This is a genomic window from Cognatishimia sp. MH4019, assembly GCF_020177595.1.
GTDB lineage: Bacteria > Pseudomonadota > Alphaproteobacteria > Rhodobacterales > Rhodobacteraceae > JAHTBL01.
The window spans coordinates 68,994-85,452 of record NZ_JAHTBL010000007.1; the positions used below are offsets into that span (position 1 = coordinate 68,994).

Annotated in this window: 20 protein-coding genes; 2 read left to right on the top strand and 18 right to left on the bottom strand. The window is 58.9% G+C overall.

Translation table 11 applies throughout. From position 1 onward, the window contains the following. Nucleotides 1-75: 75 nt before the first annotated feature. Both KUW67_RS13010 and KUW67_RS13015 read left to right on the top strand, forming a co-directional pair. A complete protein-coding gene (locus tag KUW67_RS13010) occupies nt 76-2,229 on the top strand; it encodes an ATP-binding cassette domain-containing protein (RefSeq protein WP_370634992.1) in 2,154 nt (717 codons plus the stop codon). Next, nucleotides 2,229-3,398: an HlyD family efflux transporter periplasmic adaptor subunit gene (locus KUW67_RS13015; RefSeq protein ID WP_224825754.1), complete on the top strand. Its 1,170-nt coding sequence runs from the start codon at nt 2,229-2,231 to the stop codon at nt 3,396-3,398. The genes KUW67_RS13010 and KUW67_RS13015 overlap by 1 nt, the downstream gene beginning before the upstream one ends. A gap of 69 nt (nt 3,399-3,467) precedes the next feature. Here the strand turns inward: KUW67_RS13015 and KUW67_RS13020 are convergent, their stop codons facing one another. The 18 genes from KUW67_RS13020 to KUW67_RS13105 all read right to left on the bottom strand — a co-directional run bounded on the left by KUW67_RS13020 (nt 3,468) and on the right by KUW67_RS13105 (nt 16,407). Beyond that, the gene (locus KUW67_RS13020; protein ID WP_224825755.1) at nt 3,468-4,439 is read right to left on the bottom strand and encodes a contractile injection system protein, VgrG/Pvc8 family; all 972 of its coding nucleotides are present in this window, start codon (nt 4,437-4,439) and stop codon (nt 3,468-3,470) included. Nucleotides 4,440-4,443: 4 nt separating this feature from the next. Continuing rightward, nucleotides 4,444-4,650, bottom strand: coding sequence for a tail protein X (locus KUW67_RS13025; RefSeq protein WP_224825756.1), 207 nt, complete (start codon nt 4,648-4,650; stop codon nt 4,444-4,446). Then, nucleotides 4,647-5,102 carry a phage tail protein gene (locus KUW67_RS13030; protein WP_224825757.1) on the bottom strand — a complete coding sequence of 152 codons (456 nt, stop codon included), beginning with the start codon at nt 5,100-5,102 and terminating at the stop codon, nt 4,647-4,649. Before KUW67_RS13030 ends, KUW67_RS13025 begins: the two co-directional genes overlap by 4 nt. Next, the gene (locus KUW67_RS13035; RefSeq protein ID WP_224825758.1) at nt 5,095-7,671 is read right to left on the bottom strand and encodes a phage tail tape measure protein; all 2,577 of its coding nucleotides are present in this window, start codon (nt 7,669-7,671) and stop codon (nt 5,095-5,097) included. The genes KUW67_RS13030 and KUW67_RS13035 overlap by 8 nt, the downstream gene beginning before the upstream one ends. Before the next feature lie 115 nt (nt 7,672-7,786). Next, nucleotides 7,787-8,080 (bottom strand): phage tail assembly protein, encoded by a 294-nt coding sequence (locus tag KUW67_RS13040; RefSeq protein ID WP_224825759.1) that lies wholly within the window; start codon nt 8,078-8,080, stop codon nt 7,787-7,789. 13 nt (nt 8,081-8,093) lie between these two features. Continuing rightward, entirely contained in the window at nt 8,094-8,600 is a 507-nt protein-coding gene (locus tag KUW67_RS13045; RefSeq protein WP_224825760.1) for a phage major tail tube protein, read from the bottom strand. A gap of 15 nt (nt 8,601-8,615) precedes the next feature. Beyond that, the gene (locus KUW67_RS13050) at nt 8,616-9,788 is read right to left on the bottom strand and encodes a phage tail sheath subtilisin-like domain-containing protein (RefSeq protein WP_224825761.1); all 1,173 of its coding nucleotides are present in this window, start codon (nt 9,786-9,788) and stop codon (nt 8,616-8,618) included. After that, nucleotides 9,781-10,425, bottom strand: coding sequence for a hypothetical protein (locus KUW67_RS13055; protein WP_224825762.1), 645 nt, complete (start codon nt 10,423-10,425; stop codon nt 9,781-9,783). The genes KUW67_RS13050 and KUW67_RS13055 overlap by 8 nt, the downstream gene beginning before the upstream one ends. Before the next feature lies 1 nt (nt 10,426). Continuing rightward, nucleotides 10,427-11,125, bottom strand: coding sequence for a hypothetical protein (locus tag KUW67_RS13060; RefSeq protein ID WP_224825763.1), 699 nt, complete (start codon nt 11,123-11,125; stop codon nt 10,427-10,429). Then, nucleotides 11,122-11,694 carry a phage tail protein I gene (locus tag KUW67_RS13065; protein WP_224825764.1) on the bottom strand — a complete coding sequence of 191 codons (573 nt, stop codon included), beginning with the start codon at nt 11,692-11,694 and terminating at the stop codon, nt 11,122-11,124. Before KUW67_RS13065 ends, KUW67_RS13060 begins: the two co-directional genes overlap by 4 nt. Next, nucleotides 11,687-12,583: a baseplate J/gp47 family protein gene (locus tag KUW67_RS13070; protein WP_224825765.1), complete on the bottom strand. Its 897-nt coding sequence runs from the start codon at nt 12,581-12,583 to the stop codon at nt 11,687-11,689. Before KUW67_RS13070 ends, KUW67_RS13065 begins: the two co-directional genes overlap by 8 nt. Further along, nucleotides 12,580-12,933, bottom strand: a complete 354-nt coding sequence (locus KUW67_RS13075; RefSeq protein ID WP_224825766.1) for a GPW/gp25 family protein — start codon at nt 12,931-12,933, stop codon at nt 12,580-12,582. Before KUW67_RS13075 ends, KUW67_RS13070 begins: the two co-directional genes overlap by 4 nt. A 1-nt stretch (nt 12,934) precedes the next feature. Then, nucleotides 12,935-13,228 carry a PAAR domain-containing protein gene (locus KUW67_RS13080; protein ID WP_224825767.1) on the bottom strand — a complete coding sequence of 98 codons (294 nt, stop codon included), beginning with the start codon at nt 13,226-13,228 and terminating at the stop codon, nt 12,935-12,937. Beyond that, nucleotides 13,228-13,665, bottom strand: coding sequence for a phage baseplate assembly protein V (locus KUW67_RS13085; RefSeq protein ID WP_224825768.1), 438 nt, complete (start codon nt 13,663-13,665; stop codon nt 13,228-13,230). The genes KUW67_RS13080 and KUW67_RS13085 overlap by 1 nt, the downstream gene beginning before the upstream one ends. Next, nucleotides 13,662-14,120: a hypothetical protein gene (locus tag KUW67_RS13090; protein ID WP_224825769.1), complete on the bottom strand. Its 459-nt coding sequence runs from the start codon at nt 14,118-14,120 to the stop codon at nt 13,662-13,664. Before KUW67_RS13090 ends, KUW67_RS13085 begins: the two co-directional genes overlap by 4 nt. Nucleotides 14,121-14,129: 9 nt before the next feature. Further along, entirely contained in the window at nt 14,130-14,552 is a 423-nt protein-coding gene (locus KUW67_RS13095) for a hypothetical protein (protein WP_224825770.1), read from the bottom strand. Nucleotides 14,553-14,554: 2 nt separating this feature from the next. Then, nucleotides 14,555-15,490 carry a P2 family phage major capsid protein gene (locus tag KUW67_RS13100; RefSeq protein ID WP_224825771.1) on the bottom strand — a complete coding sequence of 312 codons (936 nt, stop codon included), beginning with the start codon at nt 15,488-15,490 and terminating at the stop codon, nt 14,555-14,557. Continuing rightward, nucleotides 15,487-16,407 (bottom strand): XkdF-like putative serine protease domain-containing protein, encoded by a 921-nt coding sequence (locus KUW67_RS13105; protein WP_224825772.1) that lies wholly within the window; start codon nt 16,405-16,407, stop codon nt 15,487-15,489. The genes KUW67_RS13100 and KUW67_RS13105 overlap by 4 nt, the downstream gene beginning before the upstream one ends. Between the last annotated feature and the right edge of the window lie 52 nt (nt 16,408-16,459).

Below are 16,459 nucleotides of genomic sequence, written 5' to 3' on the forward strand. Positions count from 1 at the left end.
ATGATCCCGTTTCCGGGTGCGCGCGCCGCAGGGGCGGCGATTTTGGAGCGGTTGTCGGAGGCGAAAGCGGCGTTGATGCACGAGGCGGCGCCTGCGGTGTCGCGCGATGTCAGCGAGGGCGCTAAGCGCCGCGTGGATTTGGCCGTCATTTATGCGGGCATTCTGGGGCGAGAGGTCTTGGCGGTCGATTTGGTCGAAGCGCTGACTGCGCAAAATCCAGATCAGCTCCAGCGCGGCGGTAAGGTTTCGCTTGGAGCTCTGGCGGAGGCGTTGGGCCAACAGGGGATTTCCGCACGCGCGGTGCAGGAGCCTCGGATCGGGCCAGATCTGTGGCCTGCAATGGTCCAGATGCAGCACGGATCGCTGGTTTTGGTTCTGGGCCAGACCGGCGATGCGCTGACGATTTATGACGCGACGCGGTCGGATCATCGCGCCGATGTGCCGCTGACAGAGTTCGTTCCGCATTATGCAGGACTGGTTTTGCGGGCGGAGGTCTCTGTCGCGCAGCTGACGGAAAAACACAGTCAGATCAAAGGGAAAGCCCATTGGTTTTGGTCAGAGTTTGCAGCCCATCGCCGCCATATTGCCGAGATCATGGTGGGATCGTTCACGGCGAACATGCTGGCTGTCGCGGTGGCGCTGTTTTCCTTGCAGGTCTATGACCGGGTGATCCCGCATCAATCTACGGCGACGCTTTGGGTGCTCGCTTTGGGCGCAGTTCTGGCGATTTCGTTCGAGACGTTGATCAAAATCGCACGGGCGCGGCTGATGGATGGAGCGGGACGCTCTATCGAGGTGTCGGTACAAACCCGGCTGATGCAGCGCTTACTGGGACGCGCGCCGACGGCGGGGCCGTCCAGCCCGTCGCAGACGTTCTCGGCGATGCGGGAGTTCGGATCAGTGCGGGAGTTTTTTACCGCGTCAACGATTGGGACATTGGCCGATGTGCCGTTTATCTTCCTGTTTCTGCTGCTGGTCAGCTTGATCGCGGGGAACGTGGTCTGGGTGTTGGTTCTGGGCGGTATCTTGATGATTTTGCCGGGGTTTTTCCTGCAAAAGAAGATGCTGGCACTGACCGAAGAGACGCAAGGCGCGTCGGTTAAATCGAGCCGCCTGCTGCATGAGACTATCTATGATTTCGAGACGGTGAAGACGCAACGCGCGGATGAGAAGATCGCGAGGACATGGGCGGAGCTGACCACGCTGACGGCGCTGAAAACGTCCGAGCAGCGCAAGCTGGCCTCGGCGCTGACGTTCTGGAGCCAGGGGGTTCAGCAGGCGACCTATATCGGCGCGGTGATCGCGGGCACGTTTCTGGTGTTCGCAGGCGAGTTCACGGTGGGGTCCATCATCGCGGTGGGCATCTTGTGCTCGCGCACGTTGGCTCCGCTGACGCAACTGGCAGGTACGATGGCGCGGTGGAGCAATGTCAAAACGGCGCTGACCGCACTGGATGCGATTGCCGAAGCGCCGCAGGATTACTCCGAAGATCGTACGCATTTGCGCCGCGAGACGCTGGAGGGGGCGTTTGAGCTGCGCGGGGTGTCTTTTCGCTATGAGCAAGACGGGCCGCTGACGCTGGACATTCCGGGCGTCGCGATCAAGCCGGGGCAGCGGGTTGCTGTGCTGGGCGCGAACGGGTCGGGCAAGACCTCGCTCTTGAAGTTGCTGACGGGTCTGACGGTGCCGACAAGCGGTCACGTGCTGGTGGACGGCGTTGATCTGGCGCAGATTGACCCGCGCGATTTGCGGCGCAATATCGGGTATCTGGGGCAGGAAGTGCGTTTGTTTGCAGGCACTTTGCGCGAGAACCTGAACCTGACGCAGTTGGAGCGGGATGACGAGCGGCTGTTTGCAGCGCTCGATTTTGCCGGGCTTGGGCCGTTTGTGCGTGGGCATCACAAGGGCCTTGATCTGGACATTCGCGACGGCGGGGCGGGCCTGTCGGTGGGGCAGCGTCAATCGCTGGGTTGGGCGCGGCTGTGGTTGCAGGACCCGCGCATTTGCTTGCTGGACGAGCCTACCGCAGCGCTGGATCAGACGCTGGAGGCGACGTTAGTCAGCCGTCTTGAGACATGGCTGCAAGGCCGCACGGTGATTATCGCCACGCACCGGGTGCCGATCCTGTCGCTGACCGAGCGCACGTTGATCATGCAGAACGGTCGCATGGCGATTGACGGCCCGCGCGAGCAGGTCATGGCGCATCTGCGCAAGGGGGAGGCGATCTGATGGCGACTTTGGATGCGCATATCACGCGCGAAATGCGTGGCCCCAGCCTGACGATCTGGATGTCGGCAGCGGCGTTGGTGGTGTTTATCCTTTGGGCCGCGTTTGCGTGGGTTGATGAAATTGTGCGCGCGGATGGCGAGATTATCAGCTCGTCCCGCCCGCAGATCATTCAGAACCTTGAGGGCGGTATTCTGGCAGAATTACTGGTCCGCGAAGGAGATATTGTTGAGCCGGGCGATGTCCTGGCGCGACTTTACGGGACGCAGTTTCAAAGCTCTGTTCAGGATATCGGCGACCAGATTGATGCGCTGGATATTCGCCGGATGCGGCTTGAGGCCGAGATGGCGGGCAAGACCAGTTTTCAGGTCACGCGCAGCATGTTTGAGCGGAACCCAGAGATGGTGCGCTCGGAGGCGGCGTTGCTGACCGCGCGCCAGTCGGATTTTGAAAGCCGCAAGCGCGGGGCGCAAAAAGTGCTGGATCAGGCTGCGAAAGAGCGGGCGCTGATGGAAAATATGCTTGAGCGCAAAGTGGTTGCGTTGATCGAAGTGACGCGGGCGCGCAAAGCCCATGGCGATGCAGAGATCAAGTATAACGAGATCGTCACGCAGACCGAGCTGGAGCGCGCGCAGGAATATTCGGACACGTTGAAAGAATTGGGGTCTTTGCGGGCAGCGCTGAAAGCCTCGCAGGATCAGCTGAACCGGACGGTGCTTGAGGCGCCAATGCGCGGGGTGGTGAACAATCTGTCGGTGACGACGATTGGCGGGGTTGTGAAGCCCGGTGAAGAAATTGCTCAGATCACGCCATTGGGCGATGAATTATACCTAGAAGCGCAAGTAAAGCCGAAGGATATTGCGAATATTCAGCCAGGGCAGGCGGCATCGGTCAAGCTGTCGGCCTATGATTACACGATCTACGGGACGTTGCAGGCGCGGGTCGAGGTGATTTCGGCTGATACGTTCAAGGATGAGCGCAAGGCCGAGGATGACGCGCATTACAAGGTAACGTTGAAGATCGACAAGGACGCTTTATCGGACCGTCAGAAAGGCCTGGATTTGCGGCCCGGTATGCAGGCGACGGTGGAGCTGCATACGGGCCAGAAGACGTTTTTGCAGTATTTGATGAAGCCGCTTTATAAGTCGCGTGAGGCGTTTCGGGAGCCTTAGTGGACCGGACCAAATTTTTTTGGATTGCGGATCATTTTATTTTGGAATGTTCCACGGGCCGGTCCAAGCTCATTCTTTCGGTTTTTCCGTCTGAATTGAAGTAGTAAAGCCCCCGCCGCTGATCTGGTGACGGGCGCTTGTAACTGACCACAGACCACTCACTCCGATCCTGAAACCTAGAGCGATGATCTGACCCTCAGCCGCGACTGTTGGATCGCCTGGCATCGTGATGGCAAGAGTATCATTCCCGCGCTTGAGCTCATCGAGCTTTGCCTTGGCGGCTCTGACAGCCTCAGCCTTGGTCGAGTGAAGGTGGCGTAGGCGCTTGACTGGCGATCTTTTGCCAGCGGTTACGGTCTCTTTCTGGCCGCTCTCCTCATTGTGCCAGTGGGCCTCAACCGCTTGGAAGTTGGCACGGCTGGCCAAGGTCATGGACCAGCGCAGCTCGCCGCTCTTGGTGATCGGGCGCGGGATCATCGGAATGCCGCTGGCGGTCTTGCCCTCACCCTTACCTATAAAGAGGAGCGCCGCACCTTTGACAGTGGAGATGGCGTCATGATCCTTTGCAATCCTGGTGAGAAAGTTGACGTCGCTCTCATCGGTCTGATCGAGGTGCTCATATAGAAAGGGCTTGAGCTCTTTGGCCACCTTAGGCTCCAAGCCATGTTCACCCGCGATGGTGGCCACAATATCCTCGATGGTCTTATTGTCCCAGTTGCGGGTCTTTTGCTCTTTGATCGATCCGCCCAGGTTCACGGCCTTGCCGCGAATAGTGACCCGATCTGGCGGGCCTTTAGCCACCACCTCATCCGCCGTGAAAACGCCCATCGGCGCAAGGAATGTCTCTTTATATCCCATGAACACAACGAGCAGCGCACCAGGCAAAGGGAGCTCGATGGCGTTGTCGCGATCATCGAGGGTGATCTCCACCGTGTCAGACTTAAAACCAGCGTGATCGCTCACCATCAAGCTCAGCAGGCGGTCCCCGATCTGGCTGGTGATGTTGACGCCCGCCGCAATCACTTTGAAATCAGGGGTCATGCGGTCAATCCCACAGCCGGATTGTGGGTTTCTCTTGGGCGGTCTCCTCGACCGCTGGGAGCTCAATGAGGATGCCAGAGCTCATGACGGGCCCATGCGTCGCCAGACCTGGATTGGCCGCGAGGACGTCCTCGACACTATATGGGGCATCGCCATAGTGCATGGCGCATACTTGATCCAGGACATCGCCATCCTTGGTGCGATAAATCATGCCAGCCTCGCCAATGCTGAAAGCGCCGCGAGCGCAAGACCAAAGCCACCAAAGCCACCCTCATCGCCGCCATATTCCTTGAGCGTGATCGAAAAGGTGATCACGCGGGGCGCACCATCGGCCTCCAGCTCGCTTTTGGTCTCCTCGATCTTGAGGATCACCCAATCTCCCAGCACAAAGCCACCATAGCCCTCCAGGAGCACCAAAGGCTTGCCGCGATCCGCTTGAGCGCGCATGAGGTTGAGCTGGCCATAGCCGCCTTTCCAGTGGGGCAGGATTTCACCTGAGAGCGTGATCTGATCGGCACCAGGCCCCACAAATTGCTGGCCAGGCTTGCGCCCGATCCGGTCTTGCTGTTTCCAGCGATAGGTCGAAATACGCTTGAGCTGTTGATAAGCGGCGGTGTCCAGCATGAACGGGTAAGCGCCGAGCATCATCATAACCTTAGTCATGCAAGAGCCCTCTCAATTCGGCGAGCGCGCGATCCTCAGCCTCGCTCAGCTCGGCGCGCACGGTTGCCCGCACCTCATCAAGGTCGGTTCCGGCCTCAAAGGTCAAAGGCATATTATATTGAGGCGCAAAGGTGATCGGGCCACGCTGCATGGATGATCCGCCCGCCGCCGCCACTGTTGCCATCGCGGGCATGGATGCCCCTGTAAAACCATCAAAGCCAATGCCGCTCACCAAGTCGCGTGTGCGCGTGGCCATGTCGAGCATGTTGCGTAGGGCACGGTTGTGGGCGATGAAACCGCCCTCGGTGCGATACTCTAGCTCTGGGCCTAGTTCGCCGGTGAGTAGCCAGCCTGGTCCAAATGATCCGCCGCCAGCTCGCTCTTGCACTGGCCCGCCGCGCCGACGCCTGCGGTCACTGGAGCCGGTGGTGCCTCCCACATTGATATTAACACCAGAGAACGGATTGAGCTTGCTCAAAGCCTCGCTCACCACTGCCGCCAAAGCGGCGATCTTGCTCTTGATGCCATCGATCAGCTTTTGGATGATTTGCTCGCCGTAAACCTTCATCTGCGCGGGCCAGCTCGCAACCTCGGCCTTAATAGATGCCCACGCCGTCACAAAAGTCATCTTGACACGCTCCCAAAGACCGGCAAACCAGTCTGACAAGCCGCCCCAGGCAAGATAGATCACTCCCGATGGACCATATTGGGCGAGAGCCATTTTGATAGCAGACCAACCGGCATTGACACCGGATCGGATGCTTTCCCAGTAGCCCGCAAAGGTCTCGGCGAGACTATCCCAATTTGATAGGATGAGGCCCACTGGATGATAGTTTAGGAACGTGGATTTGATCAGCTCCCAGCCCGCGCTCACACCACCTTTGATGCGATCCCAAAGCCGCCCGAAGAAACCCGCCACACCTTGCCAAGCGTTGGTGATCATATCGCGCGGGTTGTAGCGATCAAAGAGCCCCTGCATATAGCTCCAGGCCGAGCTTACCGCATCAGTGACACGCCCCCACACATCAGAGAAGAAACCAGCGATTGGCTCCCAATTCTTATAGATCAGATAGGCCGCACCCGCGATGGCCGCGATGATGAGGCCAATGGGGTTAGCGATGAGAGCACGGCCTAGAAAGATCACGGCCTTGCCCACCAATGGGAGCACGGCGCGACCGAGCCACAAGAGGCCTTTGCCCGCGCCCAGCACCCACTTGGCCATCCCCGCCAAGCTCAGCACCAGCTTGGTGGCCCCAAAGCTCATCATGGCCCAGCCGCTAACCAGCGCACCCGCGCCGATCAGGATGGGCGCGATCACCGCCGCAAGAGCACCCAAGCCCACGACCACCCCGCCGATCCCAGTGATCAGCTCTGGGTTGGCATCGATCCAGTCAAAGGCGGTGGCGATGAAAGCGTCGATATAGGGCACCAAGCGTTGCACCACGGGCAAGAGACGCTCGCCAATCTTTTGGGTGATCACGTCCATCTTTTGGGACATCAGCACCATCGTGGCATCCCAGTTGTTATCAGCGGCAGCGGCCATCACTGAGGTGAACTCAGAGCCTTTCTGAGCCGCATCATCGAGCGCATCAGCATTGGCGCGCACCGCCGCCTCCTGGCCATAAAGAGCGTTGATCATTTTCATGGCCTCATCGGTGCCAAAGGCCTCTTTGATCTCAGCCGCCTCAAAGGCATCGAGGGTCTCGCCATAGCGCGCCTGGAGATCGGCCAGGATGTCAGGCATGTCCCGCAATCCGCCATTCTCATCCAGGATGCGCACCCGCACGGGGCGATCTGCGCTCACTTGCATCTTGCCAAATGCCTCATGTGCCTTGGCGGCGTTGGTCGCAAAAGCGCGCAGGGCAGTGCCAGCCTCACCGGCCTGCATCTGTTGTTGCATCATGCCCAGGAGGGTGAGTTGCTCGGTCATATCCATGCCGAGATTGACCGCGCCCGCACCCGTGCTCTCGATGGCCTGTTGCATCGCCGCGCCATCGGTTTTGAACTGTTGCACCGAGGCCGAAAGAGCCGCGCCAAATTGCTCGCCAAATTCCGCGTCAGTTAGGTCCCCCATCTGCTTTTTGAAAATCCCATATGACGTCGCAAAAAGGGAGGTCATTTGCTCGGCTTGACCCTTGGTAGCCTTAGCCACCAACATGGCCGAGGCGGTCATATCGGCCACACCCTGATCGGTGAGCGAGCTGATCCCAGACTTGATGTCATAGGAGGCGCGCACAAAGGCATCCGCCGTGACACCCGCGAGCTGCATTTGCATCTCTTGGCCACGGCGCACCACCGCATCAAGATCGCGCACACCCAAGGTGGCCAGCTCGCCCTTGGCTCGCTCCACATCGCGGATACTATCGGTGAAGCCTGTAACCATGCGCTTTGCACCCAAGGCGACACCAGTAGCAACGGCACCACCGCCCGCCAGCTTCAAAGAGAGGTTAAGCCGTTTTTGCATGCGGTCGGTGGCTTTAGCCACCGTATCCTCGGCACTCCTAAGAGGAGCCGTGAGTGCGTTTTGCAGGCTTACAAGGACATCGACGCCAACACTTGTAGGTATCATGAGTTTTGCGCCTCCGCCTCAATTCTCAGGTAATCTTTGGCATCCTCGAAAGCATCGAGGAGCTCTTCCACTGGCAATGCATCAATCTCGGATGGTTGCCAGTGGAAATGTCGGCTCATGAAGAGTGAAATTGCCCTGAAATCTTTTGGATTTCCTCCTCCGATACGCCCAAAAAACCCGCGATCATCACCGAGGCCGCGTTGAAATCAACGGGGTCCAGCTCCTCCACGGCATCGGGGGCGATCTCGGCAAGGTCAGAGAGCATGGTGAAGCTCTTTTTCATATTGTCCTTGATCCCCTCAAATTTCTTGAGATCGCGCATTTTTGGGCGACGGATGGTCAGCTCGGTGACCTCCTCACCTTTGTAGGTGAAGGGGTATTCGAGCGTATAGGTCTCAGTTTGTGCCATGTGTCACCTCCTCCTAGCGGCCAACATTGGCGCGGTGTTCCGCCAAAAGGTCTTTGCCCTTCACGCGGAACAACATGCGCGCCGGCTCAATCTCGAAAAGCTCTACGCCATCGCGCTCGCGGCGGTAGTAGCGCAGGCTCATATCGATCTTGAGCGGAACGCTCTCGCCATCTTTCCACTCGCCCTCATCGAGGACCTTTAGGAAACCGCGCATCGCCACGTTGTGCGCATGCGTGGTCCCGTCACCGTCCTCAGTCGAGCCTTTGCAGGTGAATGGGATCAGCGAACCCTCGGTGATGTCCAGCGTCTCATAGAGATGCGGGTCAAAGCCTTCAAAGGTCAGCTTGGCCGTGAGCGCATTGGCCAAACGCGCCATGCGCACCTCGATTGGGCCCGACATTCCCGCCGCCGTAAAGTCACGAGTTGCGACCTCGATCTTGGGCACCTCCACCGCCGAGGCCACACCGGCAAAGCCATAGCCATCGACAAAGGTGTTCATAAATTTCAGAATATCACGCATTGGAATGAGCCCTCCTTAGGCCGCGTTCGGCAGAACCTGGGTGAGGTAGCCATTGTTGATCCTGGAACGGAACGTGATGCGCTCGGCGGTCGGTGTTTCCACCCAGTCATAGTCAAAATAGACGTTGCCCGCTTCAAGCTCCTCAGGGGTGTTGAGATCAGGGTTGGCCCAACATTTGAAATCGACCAAGGCACCCACATTGACCATGCGTGAGCCGTAGGCGTTCACGCCCTCAACCACGTCCTCGAAATAGGTGCGATCCGCGTTGCGATCCACCGCCCAGAAGTGGGCCTGCATGATGCTCTCATTGATCATGTCGGAAATACGGCGGCGCTTGAGCATCGCCCACTTGGGGTCAGCACTCAGGGTGCGGTTGCCCCAAAGACGGTAGCCATCACGCTGGATGATGGTGGTGACCTCATTCTCATTGAGAATATTGGCCCGCGATGTCGTGTCACCCAAGGTGAAATCGATGGCACGGGCGGTGCCGGTGATCCCATCGATCAGGCGGTTCGATGGCGAGTGCCAGAACCCACGCTCAGCATCGGACTTGGCGATCACACCAGCCACGCGGGCGGATGCAGGGCGCACGATCTCGGTGCTGGTCGCGGTATCCCAGACCTTTACCCAGGGATCGACCAGATAGATGCGATCAGAACCGAAATTTTCACGGTAAGTGATGGCGTCCGCATCGGTCGAGTTGGGGCCATCCGCGATAATCACGGCGCGCAGCTTGGTGGCAATCGAGACCAGCTCAGAGACCACGGCTTGCTCCTGAGAGAACTCGGGGACCACGATAATGCGCGGCGCAACCTTGACCACGCTCTCAGCGGCCAAGAGCACTTGCAAGCCCTCAGGCTGGCCGGTCACATCGTCGGTGCCGCCGATGATATTGCTCAGCGTAGCGGCATCGTCGGCGCCTTCCTCAACGCGGATCACAACCACGACCGCGCCGATCTGGTCAAAGATGTCGTCAATGGCCGGTGCCAAGGTCCCATTAGCGCCCAAGCCAGCGGCATCAGAGCGCTTTCCCGCCACCAAGACCGGAGTATTGATCGGGAATTTGGCGGCATCGGCGTCGGGGGCTGTGCCCACAAGGCCAATGACCGAGGAGCGCACGGTGCGGATCGGGCGTGTGCCGGTGTCGATCTCGACAACCTCGACGCCGTGGAGAAATTGCTCAGGCATGATTGTTGCCTCCTTCGTTAAGAGCAGTTGCGTTTTGGATTTGGGTGATTGCGGCCTGCACCTCTTGGGCAAGCTGCGTGAATGTCGCCGCGATCTGATCCTCGACCTGATCAAGCGGCACGGCCTCATCGGTTGCGACCACGATTGCGCTGCGGCCTCTCGCGCGCAGACCGGCGGCGATACCGATCAGCTCAAGAAAGGCATCGGCCTTGGCGATGATGTTTGCAGCGAGTGCGGCCTTAGTGATGCCAGCGCCTTCGGCCTCTGCGGCAAGCATAGCGGCTTGACCAGGTGTTGCGGTGCCTACCTCAAAAGCGCGGGCAGCTTCCTCCTTGACCTTCCAAGTGTCGCGTTCGGCAACTGTGGCACCGCCAGTGAGTGCAACCAGATAGTTGGCGTGTTCCTGGTCAAGACGGGCAAAGGCCGCTTTTTGAAGGCTCTCGCGGGTCGCGGGCGGCGGTGCGATAGTTACAGGCTGACCTTTACTATCGCCGTCAATTGTATGACCCGACTTCTGGCCGTCGAGGAGCTGCGCATATCTTTCGTCCGTAATATCAACGGCGTCGTCTGGGATTTGATCCCCATGAACCGCGCGGCTGTAGAAGCCCTTGGTCTGTGCTGAATAAAGCATTCTCATGTCAGTCTCCGATTGCCAGCCACCAGAACGGTGCGGATGAAAGCTGGCCGGTCGAATTTGCGTCACCGTTCATGTTGCCTCGAAATACTGCTTGGGTGTTTGTGATCGCACCCGCCATCATCACCAGGTGCACGTTCGTGGCATACGTGACAAAATCATGGGTCGCGATGACAGACCGACAGCCATTCGGAAACGCGAGAGGGAAGGTGATATATGTGTAATTGCTCGCTGTCGCAGACGCGCCCCATTGCATAATCAGACCCGATGGAAAGCGCTGCCAGCCTGTCGCGCCAAAACCACCCGACCATTCATCTTTGCGATAAAAACGACCGTCGATTGCACCACTATTGACGTCTGCCTCCGATAGCTTGTCGGTAAGCGACTGCGTTACCGTTGCCGCAAAATTAGGATTATCCCCAAAGGCCGCTGCCAACTCATTAAGAGTGTCAAGAGCAGCGGGCGCACCACCGATCAAAGCGGCGATTGCCGCGTCTAGATCGGCTTGCGTTAAAGATGCATTTTGAAGTTGCTGTAATTGAGCCTTGAGCCATGCCGTGCGATTGGCCAGCGCTTGATGTGGCACGTTTGTGATGCCCTGACCTTGCGCCAAATTAGGAGGTCCACCGACAACGGGATCGGTTTGCTCGATCTGATAAATCTCAGCATCCCAAAGCGCTTGCTCTTGTAATCCTGGCATCATGCTACTCCATGTGTGAATTGCCCGTCATTGGTGATACGGGCGTTGTAGGTGTTGAGCGCCTCGGTAAAGTCGAGGGCCTTGAGGTGGCATCGAATGGGGGCAACATCGCGCAAGATCGCGCGCACTTGATTGGCCTGATCGACGGTGATGGGGCGCACCAGCTTGACGCGATACTCGGCCCAGTGGTCTGGCTCCGCGTAGGTGATCGAGCCATCATAGCTAGCCGCGCCATCATAGAAATCCCAGCCGTAACGCTCGATCACCTCGGCATCGCCGTAGCCCGCTGATTTGAGCGCCGCCTGGACCGATTGCAGGGTTCCTTTGAGGCGATGCACATGGATGGAATTGCGCAGCACCTCACGCTTTGCACTTTCTGACCAGTCGTGATCCCAAGTCTCCACCGAGAGCGCCCAAGCCATCCACGGCAAAAGCTCCTCAGGGCATGTGTCCGCATTCCAAAGTTTTGAGATCGGCGCATCGATGCCCACCGTGCGCTCAGCAATCACCGTTTCGATTGCGCGCTCTGAGGCGGTGGCATTGGGGGGCAAAAGGCGATCAATATCAGACATCGCGGCCTCCCACAGTCACTGTGATGCCGGTGCAGAAGGCGGAAGCATCTGGATCGATCACGACGGATGCGGCTGGCTGGGTGAGCGTTACGTCTTGGACACCAGCCTGATAGAGCGCAGCATGCAAGCCCGCGATTGTGATGTCATGGCCGAGCCGATGACGCTCAGCGACAAAGGCTCCGACAGCGGCAATAGACGCTTGCCGGACCAGCTCCTCGCCAGGGCCTTCATAGAGGGTGAGCTCAGCCTCGACCGTGTATTCGAGGACACTTGCAGCCTCGACCGTCACCAAGTCAGTCAATGGGCGGCGCGGCTCAAGGTTATCGGCGATCAGCTCAAGCAAGGCCGCATCCGGCACCCCGTTGCCTTCTGTCGATAGAGCAATGACGCGCACCTCACCAGGATTGGCCGTTTGCAGGATTGCAACGTCCTTGACCGCAGCCGCTGCGCTCAGCGCCCAAAACGTATAGGAGCCGATAGAGCCAGCGGTGGTGAACCCCTCAGGCGCAAGCTGGACGCGAGCGCGCAAGCGAGCATCATCCTCTAGGAGCTCCTCGATGGGAGGGCTTACCGATGCATCGGCCTCTTGGACCACCAATCGCTTGACACCATAGAAGGCGGCGAGATGATCCAGAACGGCACCAGAGGCAAAGGCCAAGAGGTTGCCAGCGCCTGCGTCTTGAACGGCGGCGCGCAAGATGAGCTCGCGATAGCTATCCTCTTGGAGGAGCTTGACCAGCGGCTCACTCTCCAGCTCCAGTGCTGGCGCAAGGTGTGGTGCAAGCTCGATCAGACGGGCTTTGCGAGCTGCAAAGATGGTCTCAAAATCAGGTTGCTCGATGATCTGAGGCGCGGGCAAACGGTCGAGTTTGATGGCTGTGAAACTCATAGCACCACCCCATCCAGCCGGATTTCCTCGCCATTGGGTAGATACTGCGCATCAATTGTGATTGAGATGCGCCCATCCTCCAGCTCTGCAGGCAACGCCTCGGCCTGGACGCGCGTGACCCGCAAGCGCGGCTCCCACTTGCGCAGGGCATCGACGGTTGCCGCATAGATCAGGGCCAAGGTGAGCGGTGTCAGGTTGGTATCGATAAGGTCAAAGAGCCCAGACCCATAGTCACGGCGCATGACACGCGAACCCAGAGGCGTAATCAGGATGTCGCGCACCGATTGGCGCAAGTGATCCAAGCTATCGATGGCGCGACCGTTGTTTGCGTTAAGACCAATCACACTCATCTCAACCTCCCGCAAACACAGTGGATGCGCCTGAGGCGACCGATGAACCGCAGCTCACCGGATCGCCAACGCGGCCAAGTTGCTTACCGTTGACGTAGACAGTGCTTGATCCGCTTCCCAAAGCGCCAGCGTGTGTCTCAGGGATTGAGGGGCAGGTGTGAGGGAGCCAAGCATCACCCTGCCGATGTGCAGCAAGGCCCTCGATGTAAACGTCACTGCTTCCCTGCGCGTTTCCGCGCGAAGGCCAACAGCCATGCCCAGTGCAAACATCTGATATGCGTGCGGTTTTCGGCATCAGTTTAGATCAATCCTTGCGCCGTTAACTTTGACTTTTCCGCCCGCAATAATGTCGATATCGCCGGTGGCGTTGATGCTGAGTTTCCCGCTGGTGCGGTCATGCTCGATGAAAGAGCCATTGCCAAAATCTGTGCGGCGCACATCACTGGAACCAGCATTTGCCTGATTGGCACCGTTGTTGATCGCGCAGACAATCACCCCTTGGGTCAGATTGCCTGAGGTCGAGACAACAAGAACCTCCTCGCCAGGCTCATAGACAATCCAATCCTTGTCACCACCCGCGCGCAGTTGTCCCATCCGCAACCAGCCGGTTAGGAGCTCTCCAACGCGCACCCGCGCTTTGGGTGGGCTGGTATATCGGGCTTCCTCGATCACCCCGATCTGGGCGATATTGGCAAGGCGACGGTCATTTTCAGTGGTTTCAAAATCGCTCATGCTGCACCCCGAATGATGGGTTCATCTTGGGGGCGCACCACTTGGCCATGATAGGCGGCGATGGTGCCGGTGACAGTGAAGCGCAAGGCGCTGGCCACATCCTGATCGCGGATGGTGTCGCGCCACTCAGCCAGCACGATGCGGGCCTTTTCGCTGATCTGATCGATCTCAGGATCAGCCTCAAAATCCAGAAATACGGGATCGGCCACCAAGTTGGTGATCAGGGGCTCGACCTCCAGGCTATCGATGGCATCGGCGCGCAGCTCGGCGCGCACAACGCCCTCAAATTGGGTGCGGCGCTCCCAGTCACCCTCCAGCCCACCGGCTGAGGTAAATTTGAGTTGCTCGACCATCACCACAACGGCAACGTGATCCCAGATCGTCTCCACTGCCTCAGGCAAGGTGGCGATCAGGCGGGCTTTGAGCTCCTCAGAAAGGCGGGTGCGCAGGCGCATGAACGGTCCTCAGATAGCGCCGAGCCAGGCGGTGTCAGCGCTGGCTTGGCCTTGTGTTTCGTCAGCCGGATCAGCGGGGGTGACCTTGGCCACCAGCTCCTCGAAACGGCTCATCAATCCTTTGACTTTCGCCTCGACCTCATCGGCATCGAGGAACCGGTATTCGACCGATCCCTCCAGACGCCCCACCTTTGCCGCGCCATCGAGCGCGAAGGTGTTGAGCCAGGGAAAGACGCTGGCCAAGGCGCGCACGGTGAGCGCCTCGGTCCATTCTTGCTCCAGGCCCTCAGGCGCAACCGCCACACCGGCGGCACTTGCGAGAGCGCGCTCGGCGATCTCGATGTGCTTGCTGAGGAGAGCCTCTGGAACCTCGCTTGGGAGGTTGGCAAAGGCTCTGATCTCAGCCGGTGTGACAGTTGCGACCTCAGGCATGGTTACTCGCCCAAGACAGCGGCTTGCTTGACCGCCACCTCGTAATCCACCGCCATATCGAAGGTGTACTCAAGGACCCGCTTGCGCGAGTGGTAGGAGCGATCACGGCGCACATCAGTGCTCACGCCATAGACCAGGTTTTTCAGCGGCGTGAACGCCACCGAGCCGCGCGGCATGTCAGGGTGGGCCTCGATGGGCTTGCCTTCAAAGCGGCGCAACGGGCTATCGGCATTCATCGCCGTGCCGGTGATCGGCGCATTGAGCTCGCGCGCATAATTATCGGCATCGGCCTCATTCATGAGGAACACCGAGGAGCTGCGGAACCGCGTGTCAGACGCATCCATGATGGTGCGCAGTGACGCGATCCAGCCATCGGTCGCGGGATCGATGTTGATCTTAGGCGTGTTGTCCGCATCGCGCATGATCTGGAGCCAACCTTTGTTGAGCCGGATGAACTTGGCCGCGCGATCCGCGCCCGCCGCATCATCAGCGATGCCGTTGAAACCCAGATCGACCAGATCGGTGGTAAGGCGAGTATTGAAACCCGTCTCGATTTCTTTGAGAAGGTTGGGATTGTCCTTGTTTTCACGCAAGAAATCCAAGGTCAGGGTGGGGAAAAGCTGCACATCGAGGGCGGTCAGCTTGCAGCCGAACTCAGCGGCATCGCCGAATTGACCCTGATCAGGGTCAGTGCCTTGGGGAACGCGCACCAGTTGGCGGCGCATGATGTCCAGCACGTCCACATCCTTGGTCAGGCGGCTCATGCGTTCGGTTGTGATCTTTGTCAGGAAAGTGTCCTGGAAAAGCATCGAGATCAGGCGTGATGCGGCCTGTGGTTTCAGCTCGCCGCCATTGCGCAGGTCCTCGGCATCGATCATGCCTTTGGAAACCGCGACAATATCGTCGATCTGTTGGCCGTTGATGGTGATCAGGCTCATGCGAAGCTCTCCTCGGTTGCGCCCGTGGTTGGGTCGGTTTCGGTCACGCCCTTGGCCAGCGCCTTGGTCACCGCATCATCGATCTTTTGATCAATGCTTTTTTCGGTGCCTTTGGGCTCGCCAACGGCTTTTTTCACGGCTTTGGCGATCTTGGTGTCCAGATCATCCGCATCCGCATTAGGGGCAGGATCAGGCACATCGATGCCGTTGGCCTTCAAAAGCTCTTTGGCTTTTTCCAGCTCAGCCGCATCGGCCTTGGGGGCAGGATCGCCAGCCGGTTGGCTTGCTTCCTTGAGCGCATCGGGCAGGACGCTTTTCAGCGTTTCGGCCACCAGCGCTTGGACCTCATCTTTGGTCATGTCAGTCTCCTCGACAGGTTCTTGGTTGGGCGCGCCGGTCAGCGCTTTTATGAGACGTGCGATCAAGCTGATCTCAGCGTCTTTCTCGGTGTAGCGGGGGAGGGCTGGATCATCCGGCCCAGGCTCCATGCGAGCGATCCCAGCCAAAGAGATGCCAGTCAGCTCGCCGGATTTCAGTTGCTTCCAGAGGTCAGGATCACCGATCTGGATGCCTACGGCCCAAGAGCCCTCAGGCTCATCAGGGAAAAGCGGGTCACCTTTGCGCACCAGCCAGGTTTCGGCCACATAGGCCATCTCACTGGTGAATGAGTGCTCGGTGTCGATGTTCTTGAGGCGACCCTCGCGCATGAACTCGGCTTGAGCTTTGCGGATCGTGTCGGCATCGGCGGTGTCGCCGTGCGCATCCTCTTGGTCAGGCGCATAGACTACGCCATAAGCGCGCATCATATCGTCATTTTTGACCACCAAATCGAAAGCGGCGGCGCGCTCACCATCGGCGGCTTTCAAGGTTAGGCCCTTACCCGTGGCCGGTGTTTTGACCAGCGAAAGAAAGCTCACTGAAAGGTCTGTTAGCTTAGCCAAGGCAAGGGCCTCCTCTGGTTTCGTGGCG

Bases quoted from the DNA above. Each gene is read 5' to 3' on its own strand.
- KUW67_RS13010 (WP_370634992.1), top strand. From the start codon at position 76: ATGCACGAGGCGGCGCCTGCGGTGTCGCGCGATGTCAGCGAGGGCGCT.
- KUW67_RS13015 (WP_224825754.1), top strand. From the start codon at position 2,229: ATGGCGACTTTGGATGCGCATATCACGCGCGAAATGCGTGGCCCCAGC.
- KUW67_RS13020 (WP_224825755.1), bottom strand. From the start codon at position 4,439: ATGACCCCTGATTTCAAAGTGATTGCGGCGGGCGTCAACATCACCAGC.
- KUW67_RS13025 (WP_224825756.1), bottom strand. From the start codon at position 4,650: ATGATTTATCGCACCAAGGATGGCGATGTCCTGGATCAAGTATGCGCC.
- KUW67_RS13030 (WP_224825757.1), bottom strand. From the start codon at position 5,102: ATGACTAAGGTTATGATGATGCTCGGCGCTTACCCGTTCATGCTGGAC.
- KUW67_RS13035 (WP_224825758.1), bottom strand. From the start codon at position 7,671: ATGATACCTACAAGTGTTGGCGTCGATGTCCTTGTAAGCCTGCAAAAC.
- KUW67_RS13040 (WP_224825759.1), bottom strand. From the start codon at position 8,080: ATGGCACAAACTGAGACCTATACGCTCGAATACCCCTTCACCTACAAA.
- KUW67_RS13045 (WP_224825760.1), bottom strand. From the start codon at position 8,600: ATGCGTGATATTCTGAAATTTATGAACACCTTTGTCGATGGCTATGGC.
- KUW67_RS13050 (WP_224825761.1), bottom strand. From the start codon at position 9,788: ATGCCTGAGCAATTTCTCCACGGCGTCGAGGTTGTCGAGATCGACACC.
- KUW67_RS13055 (WP_224825762.1), bottom strand. From the start codon at position 10,425: ATGAGAATGCTTTATTCAGCACAGACCAAGGGCTTCTACAGCCGCGCG.
- KUW67_RS13060 (WP_224825763.1), bottom strand. From the start codon at position 11,125: ATGATGCCAGGATTACAAGAGCAAGCGCTTTGGGATGCTGAGATTTAT.
- KUW67_RS13065 (WP_224825764.1), bottom strand. From the start codon at position 11,694: ATGTCTGATATTGATCGCCTTTTGCCCCCCAATGCCACCGCCTCAGAG.
- KUW67_RS13070 (WP_224825765.1), bottom strand. From the start codon at position 12,583: ATGAGTTTCACAGCCATCAAACTCGACCGTTTGCCCGCGCCTCAGATC.
- KUW67_RS13075 (WP_224825766.1), bottom strand. From the start codon at position 12,933: ATGAGTGTGATTGGTCTTAACGCAAACAACGGTCGCGCCATCGATAGC.
- KUW67_RS13080 (WP_224825767.1), bottom strand. From the start codon at position 13,228: ATGCCGAAAACCGCACGCATATCAGATGTTTGCACTGGGCATGGCTGT.
- KUW67_RS13085 (WP_224825768.1), bottom strand. From the start codon at position 13,665: ATGAGCGATTTTGAAACCACTGAAAATGACCGTCGCCTTGCCAATATC.
- KUW67_RS13090 (WP_224825769.1), bottom strand. From the start codon at position 14,120: ATGCGCCTGCGCACCCGCCTTTCTGAGGAGCTCAAAGCCCGCCTGATC.
- KUW67_RS13095 (WP_224825770.1), bottom strand. From the start codon at position 14,552: ATGCCTGAGGTCGCAACTGTCACACCGGCTGAGATCAGAGCCTTTGCC.
- KUW67_RS13100 (WP_224825771.1), bottom strand. From the start codon at position 15,490: ATGAGCCTGATCACCATCAACGGCCAACAGATCGACGATATTGTCGCG.